Source organism: Arthrobacter sp. TS-15 (assembly GCF_006964045.1).
In the GTDB taxonomy this organism is placed as follows: Bacteria; Actinomycetota; Actinomycetes; order Actinomycetales; family Micrococcaceae; genus Arthrobacter.
Genome location: NZ_SDXQ01000018.1, coordinates 1 through 18,569, shown reverse-complemented (window position 1 = coordinate 18,569; position 18,569 = coordinate 1). Strand labels below are relative to the sequence as shown.

Below are 18,569 nucleotides of genomic sequence, written 5' to 3'. Positions count from 1 at the left end.
AGCACCCACAAAGGGCGCCCCTCACAAGGAGTTTGAGATGAAATACATGATCATGATGTTCGGATCTGCCGAGGGCATGATGGAGACCGCTGACCCTGCATGGATTCAGGAAATGATCGGATTCATGATCCAGATCGACAAGGACCTGACCGAATCCGGTGAGATGGTGTTCAACGCGGGCCTCGCCGATGGCAGCACCGCGAAGCTCGTCAAGCAGACCCCCGACGGCGTCATCACCACGGACGGACCCTATGCCGAATCCAAGGAGTCGCTTGTTGGGTATTGGGTGGTCGATGTTGCCAGCGAAGAACGCGCGGTGGAGATCTGTTCCAGCATTGTGAAGTACGCGCGGGTAGTCGAACTCCGCGCAGTTCAGGAAGCGCCGCCGGAGGTCTAACTGGGTTCCCCGCCGGACGCACGAATCGAGGACCTGCTGCGCACTCTGGCGCCGCAGGTCCTCGGCGTGCTGGCACGGACGCACGGCCAGTTCGATGCCTGCGAGGATGCCGTCCAGGAGGCACTCCTTGAGGCCTCACTGCAGTGGCCTTCCGGACTCCCGGACAACCCGAAGGCATGGCTGATGGCTGTCGCGTCACGCCGGCTGGTTGATTACTGGCGAAGCGAAAGCGCCCGCCGCGCCCGCGAGGAACGTGTTGCGGCCATGGACGCCGACTTCCACTACAGCTCAGTTTCGGAAGCCGACGACACCCTCACCCTGATGTTCCTCTGCTGCCACCCCGCGTTGTCCGCACCATCGCAACTCGCCCTAACGCTCCGGGCAGTTGGAGGACTCACGACGGCGGAAATCGCCTCAGCTTTCCTGGTCCCCGAAGCGACCATGGGTCAGCGCATCAGCCGTGCGAAGCAGGGGATCCAGAAGGCAAGAGCCACGTTCACCATGCCGCCGCCTTCCGAGCGCAAGGCAAGGCTCGGCGTCGTACTTCACGTCCTGTACCTGATCTTCAACGAAGGCTACGCGGCCAGCTCGGGTCCGTCGCTGCAGCGTGAGGAACTCACCACTGAAGCCATCCGGGTGACGCGCCTGCTCGTTGCCATTGCGCCGCGAGAGCTGGAGGCGACTGGCCTGCTGGCACTGATGCTGCTCACCGATTCCCGACGCTCAGCCCGTGCGTTGGCGGACGGAACGCCTGTGCCGTTGGCGGAGCAGGACCGACGCCTCTGGAACCGGGATCAGATCGAGGAAGGCATCGCGCTGCTGTCCTCCGTGCTGGGTCGCGGGGCCGCGGGGCCTTATCAACTTCAGGCCGCCATCGCTGCCGTTCATTCGGAGGCTGCCTCCAGCGATCAGACCGACTGGCCTCAAATTCTGGCACTGTACACAGTGCTTGAAGCCGTGGCACCCAGCCCCGTGGTCACGCTGAATCGCGCGGTTGCCGTGGCCATGGTGCATGGTCCGGCCGCCGGGCTTGAACTGTTGGCGGGACTGGATACGGCGCTGGGCCGCACACACCGTTTGGACGCCGTGCGGGGCCATCTACTGGAGATGTCCGGCGCCTATGTGGAGGCCCGCGCAGCGTACCTCTCGGCGGCCAAGAAGACAGGAAGCCTGCCCGAACGAAAGTACTTAATGGGAAAAGTAGCGCGGATGGACGAGCAGTAACCCCATATAGTCGAAACCATGGAACAACGCATACTTGGCAAGACCGGCCGATCCGTCTCCACCATCGGACTGGGAACGTGGCAACTGGGAGCCGACTGGGGTTCCGTCACCGAAGAGGACGCCTTTGCCGTCCTTGAAGCCTCGGTGGAAGGCGGCGTCAATTTCTTCGACACCGCAGACGTCTACGGCGACGGGAGGAGCGAGCAGTTCATCGGCCGCTTCCTCCGCGCCAACCCGGACACGGACATCACGGTTGCCACCAAGATGGGCCGCCGCGTGGATCAGGTCCCCGAAAATTACACCCTGGAGAACTTCCGGGCATGGACCGACCGCTCGCGGCGGAACCTGCAGCAGGACACCTTGGACCTCGTTCAACTGCACTGCCCTCCCACGCCCGTCTACAGCAGTGATGAAATCTACGATGCACTGGACACCCTGGTCAGCGAGGGCGCAATCCGCAACTACGGCGTCAGCGTTGAGCGCACCGATGAGGCCCTCGAAGCTATCAAGCGCGGAAACACCGCATCCGTTCAAATCATCCTCAACGCCTTCCGCCTCAAGCCCCTGGATGAGGTGCTGCCGGCAGCGAAGGAAGCGGGCGTTGGCATTATTGCAAGGGTGCCGCTGGCCTCCGGTTTGCTGTCCGGGAAGTACACGCCGGACACCGAGTTCCCTGAAAACGATCACCGCAATTACAACCGCGACGGGTCTTCCTTCGACGTCGGTGAGACGTTCTCAGGCGTCGATTTCGCAACCGGCGTCAAGGCCGCGCAGGAGTTCAGCGGATTAGTGCCCGACGGCGTCAGCACCGCCCAAGCTGCCCTCGCCTGGGTGATCGCGCAGGACGGTGTCACCTCGGTCATTCCCGGTGCACGATCCGCTTCGCAGGCAGCGGCAAATGCCGAGGCAGGCGGCCTGCAGTCAGTAGGCGCCGGGCTCACGGACGGGGTCCAGGACATCTACGACCGTTACTTCCGCGCAGCGATTCACCCGCGCTGGTAGCTGCCGGGCCGCCGTCGGGCGTTAACGTTCGACGGCGTCACCAGCCGCCCCGCGTCGGCGTATGTCCCTTTCGGGCTTCTTCAGGCATCGGCATCTCTGCCCGCAATCCGAGGAGCCGGATGGGACGGTCCGGCTCGATTTTTCCGCTGAGCTCCAAGGCCTGCGCAAGGACTTCCCCGCGGTCGAAAGTCTCGGGAATCTTCCTGGCGTAGGTCTTGGTGACGAACGGTGCGTAGCGGACTTTCAGGGTCAGCCCGATCACAGGGCGTCCCTCCGCCGCGACGTCTTCCAGGACGCGGGCGGTCAGTTCCTTGATGGCGTCGCTGATCTGGGCGGGCGCGGTGAGGTCCTGTTGGAAGGTGGTCTCGCGGCCATGTGCCCGGGCCACCCACGGAGTGTCATCCACTTCGCTGGAACCCTCACCGCGTCCCAACTGCGCGTACCAGGGGCCCATCTTCGGACCGAATTCCGGGACGAGATCCTGGGGATTGCACGCGGCGAGCTCAGCCACCGTGGTGATGTGGTGCTTTGCCAGCCGTTGGGACACTTTGCTTCCAATGCCCCACAATTCCTTGGTGGGCTTGTCGCCCATGACGTCCAGCCAGTTCTCCTTGGTCAGCCGAAAGATGCCTGCCGGTTTGCCGAAATCCGTGGCGTTCTTGGCACGGACCAACGTGTCGCCGATGCCTACACTGCAGTGCAGCTGCGTTTGCTCCAGGACGGCGGCCTGGATCTGCTTGGCGTAGGCGTCCGGATCCTCCGTTTGGATGCCCACAAAAGCCTCGTCCCAGCCGAGCACTTGAACCGTGGCTCCCGGCTGCGCGCGCAGCGTGGTCATCACCACGTCCGAGGCCGCCAAGTACGCCTCCTGATCAACCGGCAGGATGATGGCGTCCGGCACTTTCCGGGCTGCGATCCTGAGGGGCATCCCGGAACCGACGCCGAACGCCCTGGCTTCATAGGACGCGGTGGACACCACAGCCCGCTCCGTGGGGTCCCCCCGGCCTCCTACGATGATCGGTTTGCCCGCGAGCTCGGGCCGCCGGAGTATCTCGACAGCGGCAATGAACTGGTCCAGATCGACGTGCAGCACCCACGGGATTCCGCTCACGGCACCAGTTTGCCCTAAGCCGCGGCTTGGGCTGTAGCTTCCTGACCCACTTTGAGGTCCGGGAGCGCCATAATCAACCCATTCCGGGTGCATTCCGTGGTCAGCGCCGCCAAAAGAGGTCAGGAAGCAACCCGTCCAAACCACCCACTTCACGGGCATAAGCTGAGATGTGCAGTTTTCACTCTGGCTGGCCCTGGTTGGCGCCGGCACCCTGATCAGTTTCACTCCCGGCGCCGGTGCCATTTTCACCATGAGCAACTCGCTCAATTCCGGCTTCCGACGCTCCATCTGGGGCATCCTTGGTCAACAGGTGGCCTTGGTCATCCACATTGTGATCGTCGCTCTGGGCGTTGGCGTGCTGGTGTCCAACTCGCCGGTGATCTTCAATGTGATCCGCTACGCCGGCGCCGCATACCTGGTGTACCTGGGCATCCGGCAGTTCCTGCACAAGCCGGACCTGGACAAGGAAGAGGTTGAGGACAAGAAGAACGAGTCCGCCCTGTCCATGTTCCAACGCGGCATCTGGGTGAACCTGCTGAACCCTAAAGCCATTGTGTTCTTTCTGGCCTTCATGCCCCAGTTCATTAGGCCAAACGAACCCCTGCTTCAGCAGTATGTGGTGCTCTCTGCAACGGTGATTGTCATCGACATCATGGTGATGTGGTTCTTCTTCGCCCTCGCAGCCCGGTCCTTCCAAAGATTCACCCATGACCAAAAGGGCCAGAAAGTCCTCAACCGCGTCTTTGGCTGCTTGTTCGTGTTGGTCGGCATCCTGCTGGCAGTTATCCACTAGCCACGGCGCGTCATAGCAAAACGCGGTGCTACCGTCGAAGCCATGGAATCCGATTGGATCGAACACCGACGAGCTGACGATGGCGAGCACGTGGGCTGGATGAAGCCGGTAGACGATGGATTCGTCGCCATCGACCTTCTGGGACGCCCCAGGACGGAGACGGTGGACTGGTTGAGCGCCGAGGAAACTCTTGATGAACTCGGGCTGCGCTACCTGGCCGACCCTCACGAATTACTGCTCGACGACGGCGGTTGGCTTCGCGTGCGGATCGCCGAGGTTACGCCCTCCGCTGTCCGCGTGAAAAAGGAAGACTGGGGCGATATGACTGCGCCGCAGATTTACTTCACGGTGTCGCTACCCATCACGGAGGACCAGCTTCGCCCGCTGTCACCTAGCCAAGAGACGTAGATCCCCGCACTACCAACGAACTTTCTAGCGTCACATGTGGCTCTGCCAGCGGTAGGCCTTCCATGAGTCCCCGCAGTTGTTCCCCGGCCTTGCGCCCCAGCGGTGTGGCCGGCAAGTGGACGGTGGTGAGGCTGGGGTTGCTGGTGGCTGAGTACGGCAGGTCGTCGAAGCCCGCCACGGCCAACTCCTCAGGAATCTGGACACCCTCAACGCGGGCTTCCTGCAGCACGCCATAGGCATGCGTATCAGTACCGCAGACGACGGCAGTAACCCCCTCGCGCTGCCACTCCGGCCAGGCGTCGGCGAACGCGGCAGCGGCAGCACCGACGTCGATCGGGGTGCTGATGACATGCCCGTCGGCCACTAAAAGCCCACAGGCTGCAGCCTCCGCCAAGAAGGCCTCACGGCGCAGTTGGAACGTGGCAGTGCCGGTGATGCCGTCCACGTAGGCGGCCCGGGTGTGCCCGGAAGCAGCGAGGTGCCGGGCAAGCTCGCGGGCGCCCTGGGCGACATCAAGGTTCACGGACGGTGCATAGGACTCGAGCCCCGGGGCATCCAGCAATACAAGGGGCGGGGCTGCAGACAGGTCTTCCAGGAATTCCGCACTGGGTGCGCCCACCAGCAGTCCGGCAGGGCGGAGAGCCAGCAACTTGCGGACGTCATCAGCCTGCGGTGATTCACCGGCGTCGGTCACGGAGAGCAGCAGCTGATACTCGGAACCCAACGATTCCCGCACCCCCGCGATGACGTTGGCAAAGAAGGGGTTGGACACATCCGGCGTCACAAGTATGACGATTGAGCTGACCCCGCGGGCCAGCGAGCTGCCGATGCTGTCCACCACGTAACCAAGTTCAGCAATGGCGGAACGAACACGGGAGATGTTGTCGTCGGATACCCGCCCCTGGGTTTTGCCGTTCGCCACCAGGGACACGGTAGCCGTGGAAACGCCTGCGCGGGCGGCCACCATCGCGGCCGTCACGCGGTGCGAGCGGGGCGCGCGGCCATGGCGCCGTTCCAGGGATTCCATGCATCGATCGTAGCGGCTCCAACCAGTCCTGACCTGCGAGAAGGCATCAAGCGCTTGACGTTGAAGGTTCAAAGGTCACGTTAAGCGTTTGACGTAAGCAGCTAAGTAGTGCCAGAATCTCCCTGAATGCATACTGCCCTGCCCGGGAAAGTTCCAGGCAGGCCCCAATGACGTGGAGAAAAACGTGGACCCCAACACCATGACGCCCGCACCCAGGAAGATCATTCTTGACTGCGACCCTGGCCATGACGACGCAGTGGCATTGCTGCTGGCGCACGGCAACCCGGACATCGAACTGCTGGCGGTCACCACCGTGGTGGGCAACCAGACCTTGGAAAAGGTCACCCGGAATGCCCTCTCCGTGGCCACCATTGCCGGCATCATGGGAGTCCCCTTCGCCGCCGGCTGTGACCGCCCCTTGGTGCGCACCATCGAAACGGCCCCCAGCATCCATGGCGACTCCGGCATGGACGGACCGGAACAGCCTGAGTCCGCCATCGAGCTGGACCCGCGCCACGCCGTCGATCTCATCATTGAAACCGTCATGGCACATGAGCCGGGCACCGTCACTCTGGTCCCCACAGCGGGCCTCACCAACATCGCCATGGCTGCCCGCAAAGAGCCCCGCATCGTTGAGCGCGTCAAGGAAGTTGTCCTCATGGGCGGCGGCTACCACGTGGGCAACTGGAGCGCCGTAGCGGAGTTCAACATCATCATTGACCCTGAAGCCGCGCACATCGTCTTCAATGAGAAGTGGCCCGTGGTGATGGTGGGCCTCGATCTCACGCACCAGGCCCTGGCCACCGACGAGGTGGTGGACCGCATCGCGGCCATCGGCACCAAGCCGGCTAAGTTCGTCATGGAACTCATGGATTTCTTCCAGAAGACCTACAAGGACGCCCAGGGCTTCGACTTCCCGCCGGTGCACGATCCCTGCGCCGTTGCCTACGTGATCGACCCCTCGGTCATGACAACCCGCAAGGTCCCCGTGGACATCGAGCTCCAAGGCAAGCTCACTCTCGGCATGACCGTGGCCGACTTCCGCGCGCCTGCGCCGGAGGACTGCCACACCTCCGTGGCCGTGGACCTGGACCACAAGAAGTTCTGGGATCTGGTCACCGACGCGATCGAACGGATCGGCGAACCAACGCTCGACGGCGGCGCTGACGCCACCGCTGCTGCTGAGACCGTTCTGGCTGGAGAGGCAAAGTAATGTCCTCCCCCGCAACCGAATCCACATCCACCCGCGGCAACGTCACCGCCCTCATGGTCGCCCTGCTGGCAGCCTGCGTGGCCTTCCAGCTCAACGCCTCCATGCTCAGCCCGGCCCTGGTGACCATGGGCAACGAACTCAAGACTGACCAGGCCACCATCGGCCTGTCCCAGACCTGGTTCTTCACAGCCGCAGCCCTGTTCTCCCTCTTCCTCCCGCGCCTGAGCGACATCGTGGGCCGCAAGAAGATCCTTGTGGGCATGATGCTCCTGATGGCAGTGGGCTCGGTCATTGCCGCACTGGCCCCGGACGTCACCTGGCTCTTCGTTGGCCGCATCATTCAGGGCGTCAGCGGCCCCACGGTTCCGTTGTGCCTGATCATGCTCCGCTCCGCGGTCAGCAACCCCCGCAAGTACGGCACCCTCATGGGCCTCATCACCGCGGTCAACGGTGGCGTGGCCGGCGTGGACTCCTTCGTGGGTGGCTACTTCGCTGAGAACTTCGGCTTCCGCAGCATTTTCTGGCTCATGGTCGCCCTGGCCCTCGTTGCCACCGTGCTGATTGCTGTCCTGGCCGGCGAAAGCAAGCCTGCTGCGGGTTCCACCATGGACTGGCTGGGTGTGTTCTGCATTGTGATTGCCGTGGGCGCTTTGCTGACAGCCTTGAACGAGGGCGCCAAGCTTGCCTCCGCCTTCGACTCCGGCACCATGACCCTCGCGGTGGTCCTCACCGTGATCGCCGCCGTCGCGTTCTATGCGTTCTGGACCGTTGAAAAGAGGGCCAAGCAGCCCATGGTGGAAACCGTGCACCTGCGCCAGCGCTCCACGTGGGCACCACTGCTGACCACCACGCTCACCATGACCGGCATCTTCGCGGTCATCAACGGCATCGTCCCGGCCTACGTGCAAGCAGCGGATCCGGGCTTCGGCGTTGGTCCCACAGAGATGTCGCTTATCATCCTGACTCCATACGCGCTGCTGGGCTGGCTCTTTGGTCCGATCAGCGGCCGACTGGCACCCGTGCTCGGCTACACCAAGGTCCTGCGCATCGGCCTGCTTGGCAGCTTGGTGGCGCTGGCGATCATCGCGTTCTTCGGCCTCAACAACCTGCCCATGATGATTGTGGGAACGGCCTTGCTGGGCATCATGTACGCCGGTACCGTCAACATCATGCTCAACGGACTGGGCGTGGTTCTCTCCCCGCAGGGCAACCCGGGCTTCCTGCCTGGCATGAACGCCGGCGCCTTCAACCTCGGTGCCGGGCTGAGCTTCCTTGTCCTGCCCGCGGTCCTCGTGGCCACCGCTTCGCTCAATGATGCCAAGGCGTCCTACCTGACCGTTGTTGTGGTGGGACTCGCCATCACCCTGGCAGCCTTCGCAGCCTCACTCCTGATCCCCAAGCCGGTGGACGCAGAAGTGACCGAAACCGAAAAGGTGACCGCATGACCAGCGCACCCAAGGCGGGAATCGTCGTCGTCGGCTCCCTGAACGCCGACCTCACCATCTACTGCGACCGCCTCCCTCAACCCGGCGAGACGGTCCACGGCAACGGTTTCGCCGTCAATCCCGGCGGCAAGAGCGCCAACCAGGCCGTGGCTGCCAGCAAGCTCGGCGGTCAGGTCAGCCTGATCGGTGCCGTGGGAGACGACCCCAACGGCACTATGCTCCTCGACTCGACGGCCAGCGCGGGAGTGGACGTGTCCCGCGTCCGACGCTCCGACGTCGCTACTGGCGTTGCGGTCATTTCCGTAGACGCCGGCGGTGAGAACAGCATCATTATTTCCGCAGGCGCCAATGGGACCTTGCGGCCAGCGGACGTCACGCCCGACGCCTTCCAGGATGCAGCCGTGGTGTGCCTCTGCCTGGAGGTGGAGACGGATACCGTGATTGCCGCCGCCCAAGCAGGGCACGACGCCGGTGCGACCGTTCTGCTGAACCTCTCGCCTTACGCGGAGGTGCCGGAGGCTTTGGCTGGCTTGAGCGATGTGCTGCTGGTGAACGCGCACGAGGCGTCGTTGTTCCTTGGTACCGAAGCGGACATTCCGGACGCCGCTGCAGAGGCGGAGGCGTGGGAGCCGGTCAGGAGCCAGTTCGCCGACCGTGGGTTGCAGCGGGTGCTGGTGACCCTGGGGGCGCATGGCTCGGTGGTGCTGGACTCGCTTGCTTCCAGCGGCGAAGACCAGATCACCCGCATCGCCCCTACGCGCGTTTCCGCAGTGGACACCACGGGTGCCGGTGATGCCTTCACTGGTGCTGTGGCTGCTCGCTTGGCAGCTGGTGAATCCCTCGCAGATGCTGCATCTTTCGCCTCGGTGGCTGCGGCCTTGGCTGCCACGAAGAAGGGTACGCAGGCCGCCTACCCAACCATCACCGACGTAGAACAGCTGCGGGGCGCTTAGTCTTAGCCCCTCACCCAACTGGGTCGTATTTAAGCGCGTTTTGAGCCGTCAAAACGCGCTTAAATGCGACCTACTTGGGTTAAGCGGACTTGCGGGCTGCTCGTTGGGCCGCCCGCTCTACTGCCTTGCGGGACAGGGCTCCGTGGCCGGCCATGAGGCGGGGAACCACAACATACACAGCGGCGGGAACCACCAGGGCTGTGAGCAGCAGCGCCCGCAGCACCGGGTGGAGCGGCTCCATGATGGGACCAAGGAGCAGCATGCCGATGGACACCAGCGGGAAGATGGCCAGCCAGGTGATGAGGGCCCGCATGTGAACGGACGGCGCTTTCGGACGGGCAGGGGCGGCCGGGGCCGCTGGGGTTTCAACGGCGATGTGGGAGCTTGTTTGTGTCGTCATGGCATTCTCCAACTAAACGGTTGCTTTTGGCTTGGAATTACAATAACCCCACTCTCCAACAAATACAACCATCCAGTTGGAAACTGGTAATATGACTCCTATGGCATGGGACACAGAGCGAACCAAGGCGCTGCTTCTAGAGGCGGCTACCAGTGAGTTTTGCACCCGCGGATTGGCCGGCGCCCGCATTGATCGCATCGCGGCGGAGGCCGGGGTCAACAAGGAGCGGATCTACCAGTACTTCGGCAATAAGAACGCGCTCTTCGACGCCGTGATCGTCGCCGCCCTCAGCTCCCTCATGGACGAAGTACCCATCGAAGGCAGCGGACCCGAAGCCATGGCGGACTACGCTGGCAGGCTCTTCGACCACCATCAGCAAGATCCCACGGCCCCACGCCTCCTGTTCTGGGAAGGACTGGAACGGGGCACGGAAGTGGTGGGGCTGCCAAAGCGGATGGCCAACTGCGCATCCAAGGTCAACAGCACCATCGCCGCCCTCCCCGGCGTCTCCAGGGAAGATGCAGGGGATCTCCTCATCACCATCGTGAGCCTGTGCGACGCCGCCCCGGTACTCCCGGCACTCGATGGACTGATGGCCGGCAACGACCCGGGCCGCGCGCAAAGGCGACGCGCCGCCGTCGTACGTACCGTCTACTTGGCGGCTGCAGCGCTTGCCGCCGAGGCGCAGGAACCGGCCCGCACCTAAGCGCAACCCGCCTGCCCGCACGGCCCGTCGTGACAACTTTGACACGAAAAGTGACTTAGTTGTGAAGTTGCCCCTAGCCAAGAGGGGGCGCCATGAACCATGCTTGCTGAATGTACTCAACGACGAGCCCATACCGCATCATCACGGTCTGCACTGGAAACATCTGCCGCTCGCCCATGGCAGCGCTCATGCTCACCGAAGCCTTCGGCGCGGAAGGGCTCGGCGAACTCGTGGCGGTGGACTCCGCGGGCACTACGGGCTACGAAGTTGGACACCCCATCGACCCCCGCGCCGCACGGGTTCTAACGGCCCAGCACCTCGCGTCCGAGGACCACGTTGCCCGCGAGTGGCGGCGTGAATGGTACGCCGAACGGGACCTGATCCTGGCACTGGATGTTGACCATTTCGGCTGGCTTCAGGAAGGGGCCCCGGATCACGCCTCCCTCGGAAAAGTCCGGATGCTCCGCAGCTTCGATCCCCACATGGCAGGCCGCAGCTCCCTTGACCTCGGCATCGAAGACCCTTGGTACGGCGGCCACACGGACTTCGACAACACGTGGACGCTCATCAACGCCGCCATCCCAGGGATCGTGCAGCACGTCAAAGCAGCCATCGCAGCGTCTCATGACGCGAAAGCCCCCGAGCCCCAGCAGGTAACCTCTATGACATGACCCCTGCACCCGTGATCATCGCAGTTGACGGCAGGTCCGGCGCAGGAAAGACCACGCTGGCCGTTGAGCTGGCGGCCCGATTGCGGCAACACCATAAGGTTTCGCTGTTCCACCTGGAAGACATCTACCCCGGCTGGAACGGCCTCATGCCCGGCATTGAGCGCTACGTGGGCACGGTCCTGAAGCCGCTCAGCGAAGGCATGGCGGCAGAGTGGACCAGCTGGGATTGGGACAAGCACTACGACGGCGGCCTGAACGTTACGCTGCCAGCCGAGATCGTGATCGTTGAAGGGGTAGGCGCGGCGGCGGACGCCGCCCGTCCCATGCTGGACGCCGTGGTGTGGGTGGAAGCCTCCGGCGACGAGCGCCGTCGTCGGGCTTTGACTCGTGACGGAAGCACCTACGAACCGTACTGGGACAGCTGGGCCGCCCAGGAGGATGAGTGGCTTTCAAGCGACCAGGTGATCAGTGCCGCTGACATTCGGGTGCAGAACCTTGCCGACGGCAGCGCTCCGGACGATGTCCTCCGAACCCTGATGTACCTGCCTTCGGTTTCTTCGATTTTGTCGCCGGAACTCAGTGCGCGGCGGGGACTTCAGCTGCGATCCGAGCGCCTGGACGCGACGCCCGACGCTGAGCTGCTCTTCGCCTCCCTCTACGGCAAGTCCACCAACGCTGTGTGGCTGGATTCTTCCAATGCCTCCGCCGTCGCCGGCCGTTCCCAAGCGGCAGCCCGCAGCCGCTTCAGCATCCTGGCTGACGACGGCGGCACGTTCGGCCAGTCGGTACTGCACCGCTCCGGAACCACCCAAGTGACCGCCGGTTCCGCCTCCGTCAGAACCTCCGGGCCGTTCTTCCGCTGGCTCGATTCCGTCTGGGGCCGCCGGGCCGTCCGCGCGCCCAGAGGTTACGACGGACAGTTCACGCTCGGCTGGCTCGGATACCTCGGCTACGAACTCAAGCGCGAAACCGGCGGGAATGACGTCCCCTCCCACACCCCGGACGCCGCCTTGCTCTTCGCCGGCCGGGCTGTGGTGGTGGATCATCGCGAACAGACTGTCTGGCTGCTCGCCTTGGAAGCGCCCGACGCCGAGGAATGGTTGCGTGCGGCCCGCACCGCCGTCGAGGCTTCAGTCTCCCCCGCTGCCGGCCTCGCGGTCTCTTTCAATCCGGAGCCTGCCGGCCTTGAGTTCGTCAGCCGCGACTCTGCCACTGACTACAAGCGCAAAATCGCGGACTCGCAGCACCAAATCAGCGAAGGTAACTCCTACGAGATCTGCCTTACCACCACGCTGGAAGCCCCTGCCGGCGGCCTGGACCCGTGGGCGAGCTACCTGGCACTACGACGCCGGAACCCGGCACCGTTCGCCAGTTACCTTCGGTTCGGCGAATTGGTGGTGGCAAGTACGTCACCTGAGCGGTTCCTGCGCATTATGTCCGACGGCGGCATGCGCGCCGAGCCGATCAAAGGCACCCGCGGCCGGTCTACTGACGCTTCCGAGGATGCTGCATTGCGGCACGACCTCGAGACGTCGCTGAAGGACCGCGCGGAGAACATCATGATTGTGGACCTGCTGCGCAACGACCTCAGCCACTTCGCCATCCCGGGTTCCGTGACGGTCAGCCGGCTGTGCGCCATCGAGAGCTACGCCACCGTCCACCAAATGGTGAGCACCATAGATGCGCACCTTCGTCCGGGTGCTCCGCGGGCGGAAGCCCTGGCTGCAGCCTTTCCCGCAGGGTCCATGACAGGTGCCCCGAAGATCAGCACCATGGACATCCTTGACCAGCTCGAATCCGGGCCCAGGGGGATCTACTCCGGCGCAATCGGCTACTTCTCACTGAACGCCGCAACGGACCTCGCGGTGGTGATCCGCACTCTGGTGGTCAATCCTGACGGCAATGGCGGGCGAACCCTGTCCCTCGGCGTGGGTGGGGCCATTACTGCGGATTCCGTGGCTGATGACGAGTACGAGGAAATCCGGACCAAGGCATACGGTGTGCTGTCCACGCTGGGTGCTGACTTCCCCGCCTGAGTTTTTGTACAGCTAATGCCCTCAAGAACGTCTCTAAAGGGCGTTAGCTGTACACAAACTACTGGAGCGTGGCGGTCAATCTGGCCACGTTATCCACATACTTGGCAATTGGGGGTCTATCCATCCAGTCGTCCAACGTAAGCTCCTTGGAAACCTCGCGATACGTGGATTCAACCGTCCGCATGAGGTCCACGGTTTCGGCGCCCAAGAGCATCACCGAAACCTCCATGTTCAGGGAGAAGGAGCGCATGTCCATGTTGCTGGAACCGAGAACGGCCACTTCGTCATCGATGGTGAAGTGCTTGGCATGGAGGACATACGGCGCCCGGTACAGGTAGATCCGCACTCCTGCGTCCAACAAGGCTTCGTAGTAGGAGCGCTGGGCGTGATGGACCAGGAACTGGTCGCCCTTCTCAGACACAAAGAGCTCCACATCCACACCCCGCTGCGCAGCGGTGGTGATGGCGTAAAGCAAGGAGTCATCAGGAACGAAGTACGGGCTGCAAATGGAGATTCTGTGCTGCGCCGAATAGATCAGTGTGTTGAACAAACGAAGGTTGTTCTCAGTGGCGAACCCCGGACCGCTCGGCACTACTTGGGCGGTGACGTGCCCTGGAGAAGGCCGGCTTGGAAGGCGCAACTGATCCTCAAGCGACTCATCGGTCTCGCTGAGCCAGTCCGTGGCGAACACTACATTGAGGGTTGCCACGATTGGCCCCTCGAGCCGGGACATGAGCTCAACCCATTTACGGCCCACTTTGTGGTGTTTGGGATTGTTGTAGGACGGTTCAATCAGGTTCTGGGAGCCGGTGAAAGCAATCTCGCCGTCGATCACCATGATCTTGCGGTGGTTCCTGAGGTCCGGACGCCTCCACTGACCATGGATAGGCAGCAGCGGAAGCATTCGCTTCCATTGGATCTTGCCTGCCTTGAGCCGGCGGATCAGGCGACGGTACCCCTTGACCCGCAGCGTTCCAATGTGGTCGAAGAGCAGCCTGACGGTGACACCCCGCTCAGCAGCTTTCTCCAGCTCAGTGAGCAGTTCGTCCGTCACGGAGTCGCTGCTCATGATGTAGAACTCGGCGTTGATGTAGGTCTTGGCACCCTTCACCGCTTGAGCCATGGCTGCGATGGATTCATGGTAGCCGGGGATCAGTTCAACCTTATTGCCATCAACCATGGGCAGGGATCCCAGGCGATGGTTCAGCTCACCGGCCGACTTCACCCATTCCGGACCCGAGTAGACGCTCACCGGATCCGCAAGATCGGACGTCACCGCCCGGACACGCCGGTTAACTTCTTCCTGCTGCTCACGCCGCCGCTTGGACAGCTTGAAATTGCCGAAAAGGAGGAAGAGGACAAACCCTACGGAAGGGATGAGGAACACAGCCAAAAGCCAGGCCATGGCCGTGGTGGGGCGCCTGTTACCGGGAATGATGCCCAGAAGGACGATCCGCATGACCACTTCCGCGATGGCCCACGCACCCAGTAACCAGGTCCACTCCTGGCCAAAAGGAAAAGGAAAGAGCACCTGCAAACCCCCACGCTCCAAGAACAACAGTGACCTCAGCCTATCCGGCAAAGTCTTGCGCAAAGTCATCCGCAACGGCACCGCACTAAGCTGGGACCATGACTTCCTCTGCCCCGACGGTCCTTGTTTTCCTGGACCCGGCCTTCGAAAACGGACGCATTGCCGACTCCAGCCAGCCCCAACTCATGGCTACGGACCTTGGCGCCACCCGCGGCGATGGCGTGTTCGAATCACTCCTCGCCGTCCAGGGACGCCCCCGTAAGGTGCAGGCCCACCTGAACCGCTTGAGCGGTTCGGCCGCTGCATTGGACCTGGTGCTTCCGGAGCAGGATGCCTGGCGCAAGGCGATTGATACCGCCATCAGCGAGTTCCGCGAGGTCCACCCGGCGCCCACTCCGGAGGAAGACGAAGTTGTCGTCAAGCTGATCGTGACCCGAGGCGTCGAAGGCGCAGCCAGCCCCACATGCTGGGTGCAGGCTTCCCCGTCACCGGCGGGCAGTCGGCGGCAGCGCGAGACGGGCATCGACGTCGTCCTTTTGGACCGCGGCTTCGACACCGAAGCCGGCGAGCGCGCGCCGTGGCTGTTGCTGGGCGCCAAGACGCTGTCCTATGCGGTCAACATGGCTGCGCTTCGTTTTGCGCATAAGCAAGGCGCAGATGACGCAATTTTCACCTCCACGGACGGCCGCGTCCTGGAAGGCCCCACCTCCACGGTGTTGCTGGCTCACCTTGAAACAGTGGACGACGGCGAAGGGTCCGTCAGGACTGTCCGTCGCCTCATCACCCCGCAGCATGACAGTGGAATCCTGCCCGGCACCTCGCAGGGGGCGCTGTTCGCAGCGGCGAAATCAGCTGGCTGGGAGCTCGGCTACGGGCCGCTGGTCCCGCAGGACCTTTTTGACGCCGACGCCGTGTGGCTGATCTCGAGCATCCGTTTGATTGCTCCCGTGAATCACATCAACGGCAAGGAAATCGGTACGCCAGCTGTTCGGAAGCAGCTCACTGCAGAGCTCAACACACTGTTTGCGGGCATCGAATAAATTACGGGCTTCGAATATTCGCTTGCGTTGCTCCGCTGGGAATCTAGCAGGCAGCAAGCAGAGTAAGCGCTCGAATGACTAAATGATTAGTACTTCTTGCCCTCAGCCTTGAGTTGACCGCGCCTTGAATCGCGTTTCTTAGGCTCCTTGAAATGGTGATTCGTCATGTGATGAATCTTGTAATCGTGTTAGTTGGATCACGTCCGACTGGTACTACTTCTGACTTTGCTGGCTAAACTTCCCGGAGGGAATATGGGACTCAGCTCCCCCACAGAAGCCGAAGCATCGGCAACCGAGGCGCAGTCTCAGACTGATGCCTCCCAAACAGGACTCCGCCGGTCCATGGAGGCCCGGCACCTGGTCATGATCGCCATGGGCGGCGTCATCGGCTCAGGCCTGTTCGTTAGTTCCGGATACACCATCGCCACCGCCGGCCCCTTGGGTGCGGTCCTCGCCTTCCTCATTGGCGCAGTAGTCGTCTATTTGGTGATGGCATGCCTCGGGGAGCTCGCTGTTGCGTTCCCCGTCTCTGGTGCCTTCCACATTTATGCCGCCCGGACCATCGGCCCGGCCACTGGCTTTGCCACCGCTTGGCTGTACTGGCTCTGCTGGGCAGTGGCTCTAGGTTCCGAGTTCACCGCGGCAGGCTTACTCATGCAACGGTGGTTTCCGGGCGTCGACGTCTGGATTTGGTGCTTCATCTTCGCCACCGTCCTGTTCACGCTGAACGCCATTTCATCGCGCGTCTTTGGTGAATCGGAGTTCTGGTTCGCGCTCATCAAGGTTGCCGCCGTCGTCGGCCTCATCATCCTGGGAGGTGCCGCCTTGGCGGGATTCCACCCCTTGGCCCCCGGCGAGTTTCCCTCCTTCGGCGAGAACTTCACCACGCCTGACGGGTTGTTCCCGAACGGATTCACCGGCGTCTTCGTCACCTGCCTGGCGGTTTTCTACGCGTTCTCGGGTTCCGAATTGATCGGTGTCGCCGCAGGAGAGACAGCCAACCCGGGCGCGAACATCCCCAAAGCAATGCGCACCACAGTCATCAGACTCATGATCTTCTTCGTTGGAGCGATCGTGGTCATCGCAGCTACCATCCCGTATGAACAAGTCAGCGTGGACGAGAGCCCGTTCGTCACAGTCTTCTCCATGCTGGGCATCCCCTATGCGGCGGACATCATGAACTTCGTGATCATCACGGCACTGCTGTCCGCCGGCAACTGCGGGCTCTTCTCCTGTGCCCGCATGCTCTTCTCGCTGGCCGATGAAGGCCACGCACCCAAGGCATTCCGGAAGTTGACCAAGCGCGGGATCCCCATGGTGGCCCTCTGCGTCAGCATGCTGGGTGGCCTTGCTTCACTGATCAGCAGCGTAGTGGCGGCTGAAACAGTTTACTTGGTACTGGTCTCCGTAGCCGGTTTCGCCACCGTTGGTGTGTGGATGTCCATTGTCGCTTCACACTTCGTCTACCGCCGAACGTTCATCAAAAACGGTGGCGACCTTTCAACGCTCCCTTACAAGGCTCCACTGTTTCCGCTGGTTCCGCTCCTCGCGTTCGCGCTCTGTTTGGTGTCGTTGATCGGCATCGCGTTCGACCCCAACCAGGTGGCTGCACTCTTCTTTGGGGTTCCGTTCGTGGGCGCCTGCTACGCCATCTTCTACTTCAAGTACGGGCGGCGGCGTTCGCTCAAAAAGGCGGTTGACGCTTAGGCCTCCATGTAGTGGGCTGCGGGCCTTCACCACCCACATTGAACCCGCGGCACCCCGACACACCGTGCAAGTGGCGTGTCGGACGATTTTTCCGCCCCAAAGTAGGTGGTGGCGGCCCGCGGTTTGGAAGAAAGGCTGCCGATCTATTTCTTGGCGACCCGCACGGGGTGCTCACTCAAAATTGAAAGGCGGTTGAAGGCATTGATCCCGATCGCCGCCATGCACAGGACGCTGATCTGCTCGTCGCTATAGTGCTGGCGTGCTTGCTCGAAAAGTTGAGGGCTAGGCCTCGACGAACTCATGCGGGTGATCTGCTCAGCAATCTCCATGGCCACGGCCTCAGCCGGCTCAAACAACTGCACTTCCTTGTACACGGCAACGAGGGACAGCCGTTGTTCCGTTTCCCCGAATTTCAGGGCCCTCCGGTGGTGAAGGTCAAGGCAAAAGGCACAGCCATTGATCTGCGAGCACAAGTAGTTGATGAGTTCAAGGGTGCGTCGCGGGATGCCAAGCCGGTCGGCTTCATCTACCAGCTGCTGGGAATAGTGGCTCAGTGTCGCGTAAAGATCCGGCTGCTGCTTATCCAGATAGCCGGCCAGACGTGGTTTTGTTTCCTGTTCGGGCATGCTTGGAGCCTAGCGCAACGGGGGTTCCTGCCCACGCTTCAGCTCCTGAATGCGCAGGCGCAAGAAGATGATAGCGAGCACCAAGGCGTAAATCACCAGAGCCGCGACAGCCACCATCAGCAGGGTGTAGAGAATACCAACAAGTGAAAACAAGAAAACCCCCAATTTTGCGGCGGCAGGGTGCCGGACCGAAGTATCAGATGCTAGCAGCCCCCATGAAAACCCGCGGGACGTGAGAGAGGATCCGCCCAAAACCCGCGGGATGAACTGGTCCCCGAT

Annotated in this window: 19 protein-coding genes; 13 read left to right on the top strand and 6 right to left on the bottom strand. The window is 62.5% G+C overall.

The annotated features are described in order from the left end of the window. Nucleotides 1-37: 37 nt before the first annotated feature. From EU811_RS07080 to EU811_RS07070, 3 genes are read left to right on the top strand one after another with little or no spacing between them, the layout of a single operon-like run. Complete coding sequence (locus EU811_RS07080; protein WP_142937787.1) at nt 38-397, top strand: YciI family protein; 360 nt, start codon at nt 38-40, stop codon at nt 395-397. Further along, complete coding sequence (locus EU811_RS07075) at nt 398-1,621, top strand: sigma-70 family RNA polymerase sigma factor (RefSeq protein WP_187697095.1); 1,224 nt, start codon at nt 398-400, stop codon at nt 1,619-1,621. It abuts the gene before it with no gap. A gap of 18 nt (nt 1,622-1,639) precedes the next feature. Beyond that, on the top strand, nt 1,640-2,623 hold the full coding sequence (locus EU811_RS07070; RefSeq protein ID WP_142937785.1) for an aldo/keto reductase: 984 nt from the start codon (nt 1,640-1,642) through the stop codon (nt 2,621-2,623). 37 nt (nt 2,624-2,660) lie between these two features. On the opposite strand, the gene EU811_RS07065 is transcribed toward EU811_RS07070, so the two are convergent. Further along, nucleotides 2,661-3,734 carry a DNA polymerase IV gene (locus EU811_RS07065; protein ID WP_446698042.1) on the bottom strand — a complete coding sequence of 358 codons (1,074 nt, stop codon included), beginning with the start codon at nt 3,732-3,734 and terminating at the stop codon, nt 2,661-2,663. 169 nt (nt 3,735-3,903) lie between these two features. Here EU811_RS07065 and EU811_RS07060 point away from each other — a divergent pair, with 169 nt between their 5' ends. Then, nucleotides 3,904-4,527 carry a LysE family transporter gene (locus EU811_RS07060; RefSeq protein WP_142937784.1) on the top strand — a complete coding sequence of 208 codons (624 nt, stop codon included), beginning with the start codon at nt 3,904-3,906 and terminating at the stop codon, nt 4,525-4,527. A gap of 42 nt (nt 4,528-4,569) precedes the next feature. Further along, the gene (locus EU811_RS07055; RefSeq protein WP_142937783.1) at nt 4,570-4,935 is read left to right on the top strand and encodes a hypothetical protein; all 366 of its coding nucleotides are present in this window, start codon (nt 4,570-4,572) and stop codon (nt 4,933-4,935) included. Here EU811_RS07055 and EU811_RS07050 read toward each other — a convergent pair. Continuing rightward, the gene (locus EU811_RS07050; RefSeq protein ID WP_142937782.1) at nt 4,919-5,962 is read right to left on the bottom strand and encodes a LacI family DNA-binding transcriptional regulator; all 1,044 of its coding nucleotides are present in this window, start codon (nt 5,960-5,962) and stop codon (nt 4,919-4,921) included. The genes EU811_RS07055 and EU811_RS07050 overlap by 17 nt on opposite strands. A gap of 199 nt (nt 5,963-6,161) precedes the next feature. Between EU811_RS07050 and uriH the strand changes: the two genes are divergently transcribed. Genes uriH through EU811_RS07035 form a run of 3 tightly spaced genes read left to right on the top strand, consistent with a single transcriptional unit; the run spans nt 6,162 to nt 9,573 of the window. Further along, a complete protein-coding gene (gene uriH, locus EU811_RS07045; RefSeq protein WP_142937836.1) occupies nt 6,162-7,175 on the top strand; it encodes a uridine-preferring nucleoside hydrolase UriH in 1,014 nt (337 codons plus the stop codon). Continuing rightward, nucleotides 7,175-8,620, top strand: coding sequence for a uridine transporter UriT (gene uriT, locus EU811_RS07040; RefSeq protein WP_142937781.1), 1,446 nt, complete (start codon nt 7,175-7,177; stop codon nt 8,618-8,620). Before uriH ends, uriT begins: the two co-directional genes overlap by 1 nt. Continuing rightward, entirely contained in the window at nt 8,617-9,573 is a 957-nt protein-coding gene (locus tag EU811_RS07035; protein ID WP_142937780.1) for a ribokinase, read from the top strand. The genes uriT and EU811_RS07035 overlap by 4 nt, the downstream gene beginning before the upstream one ends. 79 nt (nt 9,574-9,652) lie before the next feature. Here EU811_RS07035 and EU811_RS07030 read toward each other — a convergent pair whose 3' ends face one another. Next, nucleotides 9,653-9,973: a hypothetical protein gene (locus EU811_RS07030; RefSeq protein WP_142937779.1), complete on the bottom strand. Its 321-nt coding sequence runs from the start codon at nt 9,971-9,973 to the stop codon at nt 9,653-9,655. A gap of 100 nt (nt 9,974-10,073) precedes the next feature. Here EU811_RS07030 and EU811_RS07025 point away from each other — a divergent pair, with 100 nt between their 5' ends. The 3 genes from EU811_RS07025 (at nt 10,074) to pabB (ending at nt 13,386) form a co-directional block, all read left to right on the top strand. After that, nucleotides 10,074-10,679 carry a TetR/AcrR family transcriptional regulator gene (locus tag EU811_RS07025; protein ID WP_142937778.1) on the top strand — a complete coding sequence of 202 codons (606 nt, stop codon included), beginning with the start codon at nt 10,074-10,076 and terminating at the stop codon, nt 10,677-10,679. A gap of 110 nt (nt 10,680-10,789) precedes the next feature. Beyond that, nucleotides 10,790-11,350: a low molecular weight protein-tyrosine-phosphatase gene (locus EU811_RS07020; RefSeq protein ID WP_142937777.1), complete on the top strand. Its 561-nt coding sequence runs from the start codon at nt 10,790-10,792 to the stop codon at nt 11,348-11,350. Further along, complete coding sequence (gene pabB, locus EU811_RS07015; protein ID WP_142937776.1) at nt 11,347-13,386, top strand: aminodeoxychorismate synthase component I; 2,040 nt, start codon at nt 11,347-11,349, stop codon at nt 13,384-13,386. The genes EU811_RS07020 and pabB overlap by 4 nt, the downstream gene beginning before the upstream one ends. Nucleotides 13,387-13,444: 58 nt before the next feature. Here the strand turns inward: pabB and cls are convergent, their stop codons facing one another. Then, nucleotides 13,445-14,917, bottom strand: coding sequence for a cardiolipin synthase (cls, locus tag EU811_RS07010; RefSeq protein WP_142937775.1), 1,473 nt, complete (start codon nt 14,915-14,917; stop codon nt 13,445-13,447). 98 nt (nt 14,918-15,015) lie between these two features. Between cls and EU811_RS07005 the strand changes: the two genes are divergently transcribed. Beyond that, nucleotides 15,016-15,957 (top strand): aminodeoxychorismate lyase, encoded by a 942-nt coding sequence (locus tag EU811_RS07005; protein ID WP_142937774.1) that lies wholly within the window; start codon nt 15,016-15,018, stop codon nt 15,955-15,957. 252 nt (nt 15,958-16,209) lie between these two features. Continuing rightward, nucleotides 16,210-17,664, top strand: a complete 1,455-nt coding sequence (locus EU811_RS07000) for an amino acid permease (protein WP_142937773.1) — start codon at nt 16,210-16,212, stop codon at nt 17,662-17,664. 143 nt (nt 17,665-17,807) lie between these two features. Here EU811_RS07000 and EU811_RS06995 read toward each other — a convergent pair whose 3' ends face one another. Together EU811_RS06995 and EU811_RS24105 are read right to left on the bottom strand one after the other, a co-directional pair. Next, complete coding sequence (locus EU811_RS06995) at nt 17,808-18,290, bottom strand: carboxymuconolactone decarboxylase family protein (RefSeq protein ID WP_142937772.1); 483 nt, start codon at nt 18,288-18,290, stop codon at nt 17,808-17,810. 9 nt (nt 18,291-18,299) lie between these two features. After that, nucleotides 18,300-18,569, bottom strand: a 270-nt coding sequence (locus tag EU811_RS24105) for a hypothetical protein (RefSeq protein WP_238703328.1), incomplete at its 5' end; no start/stop codon positions are given.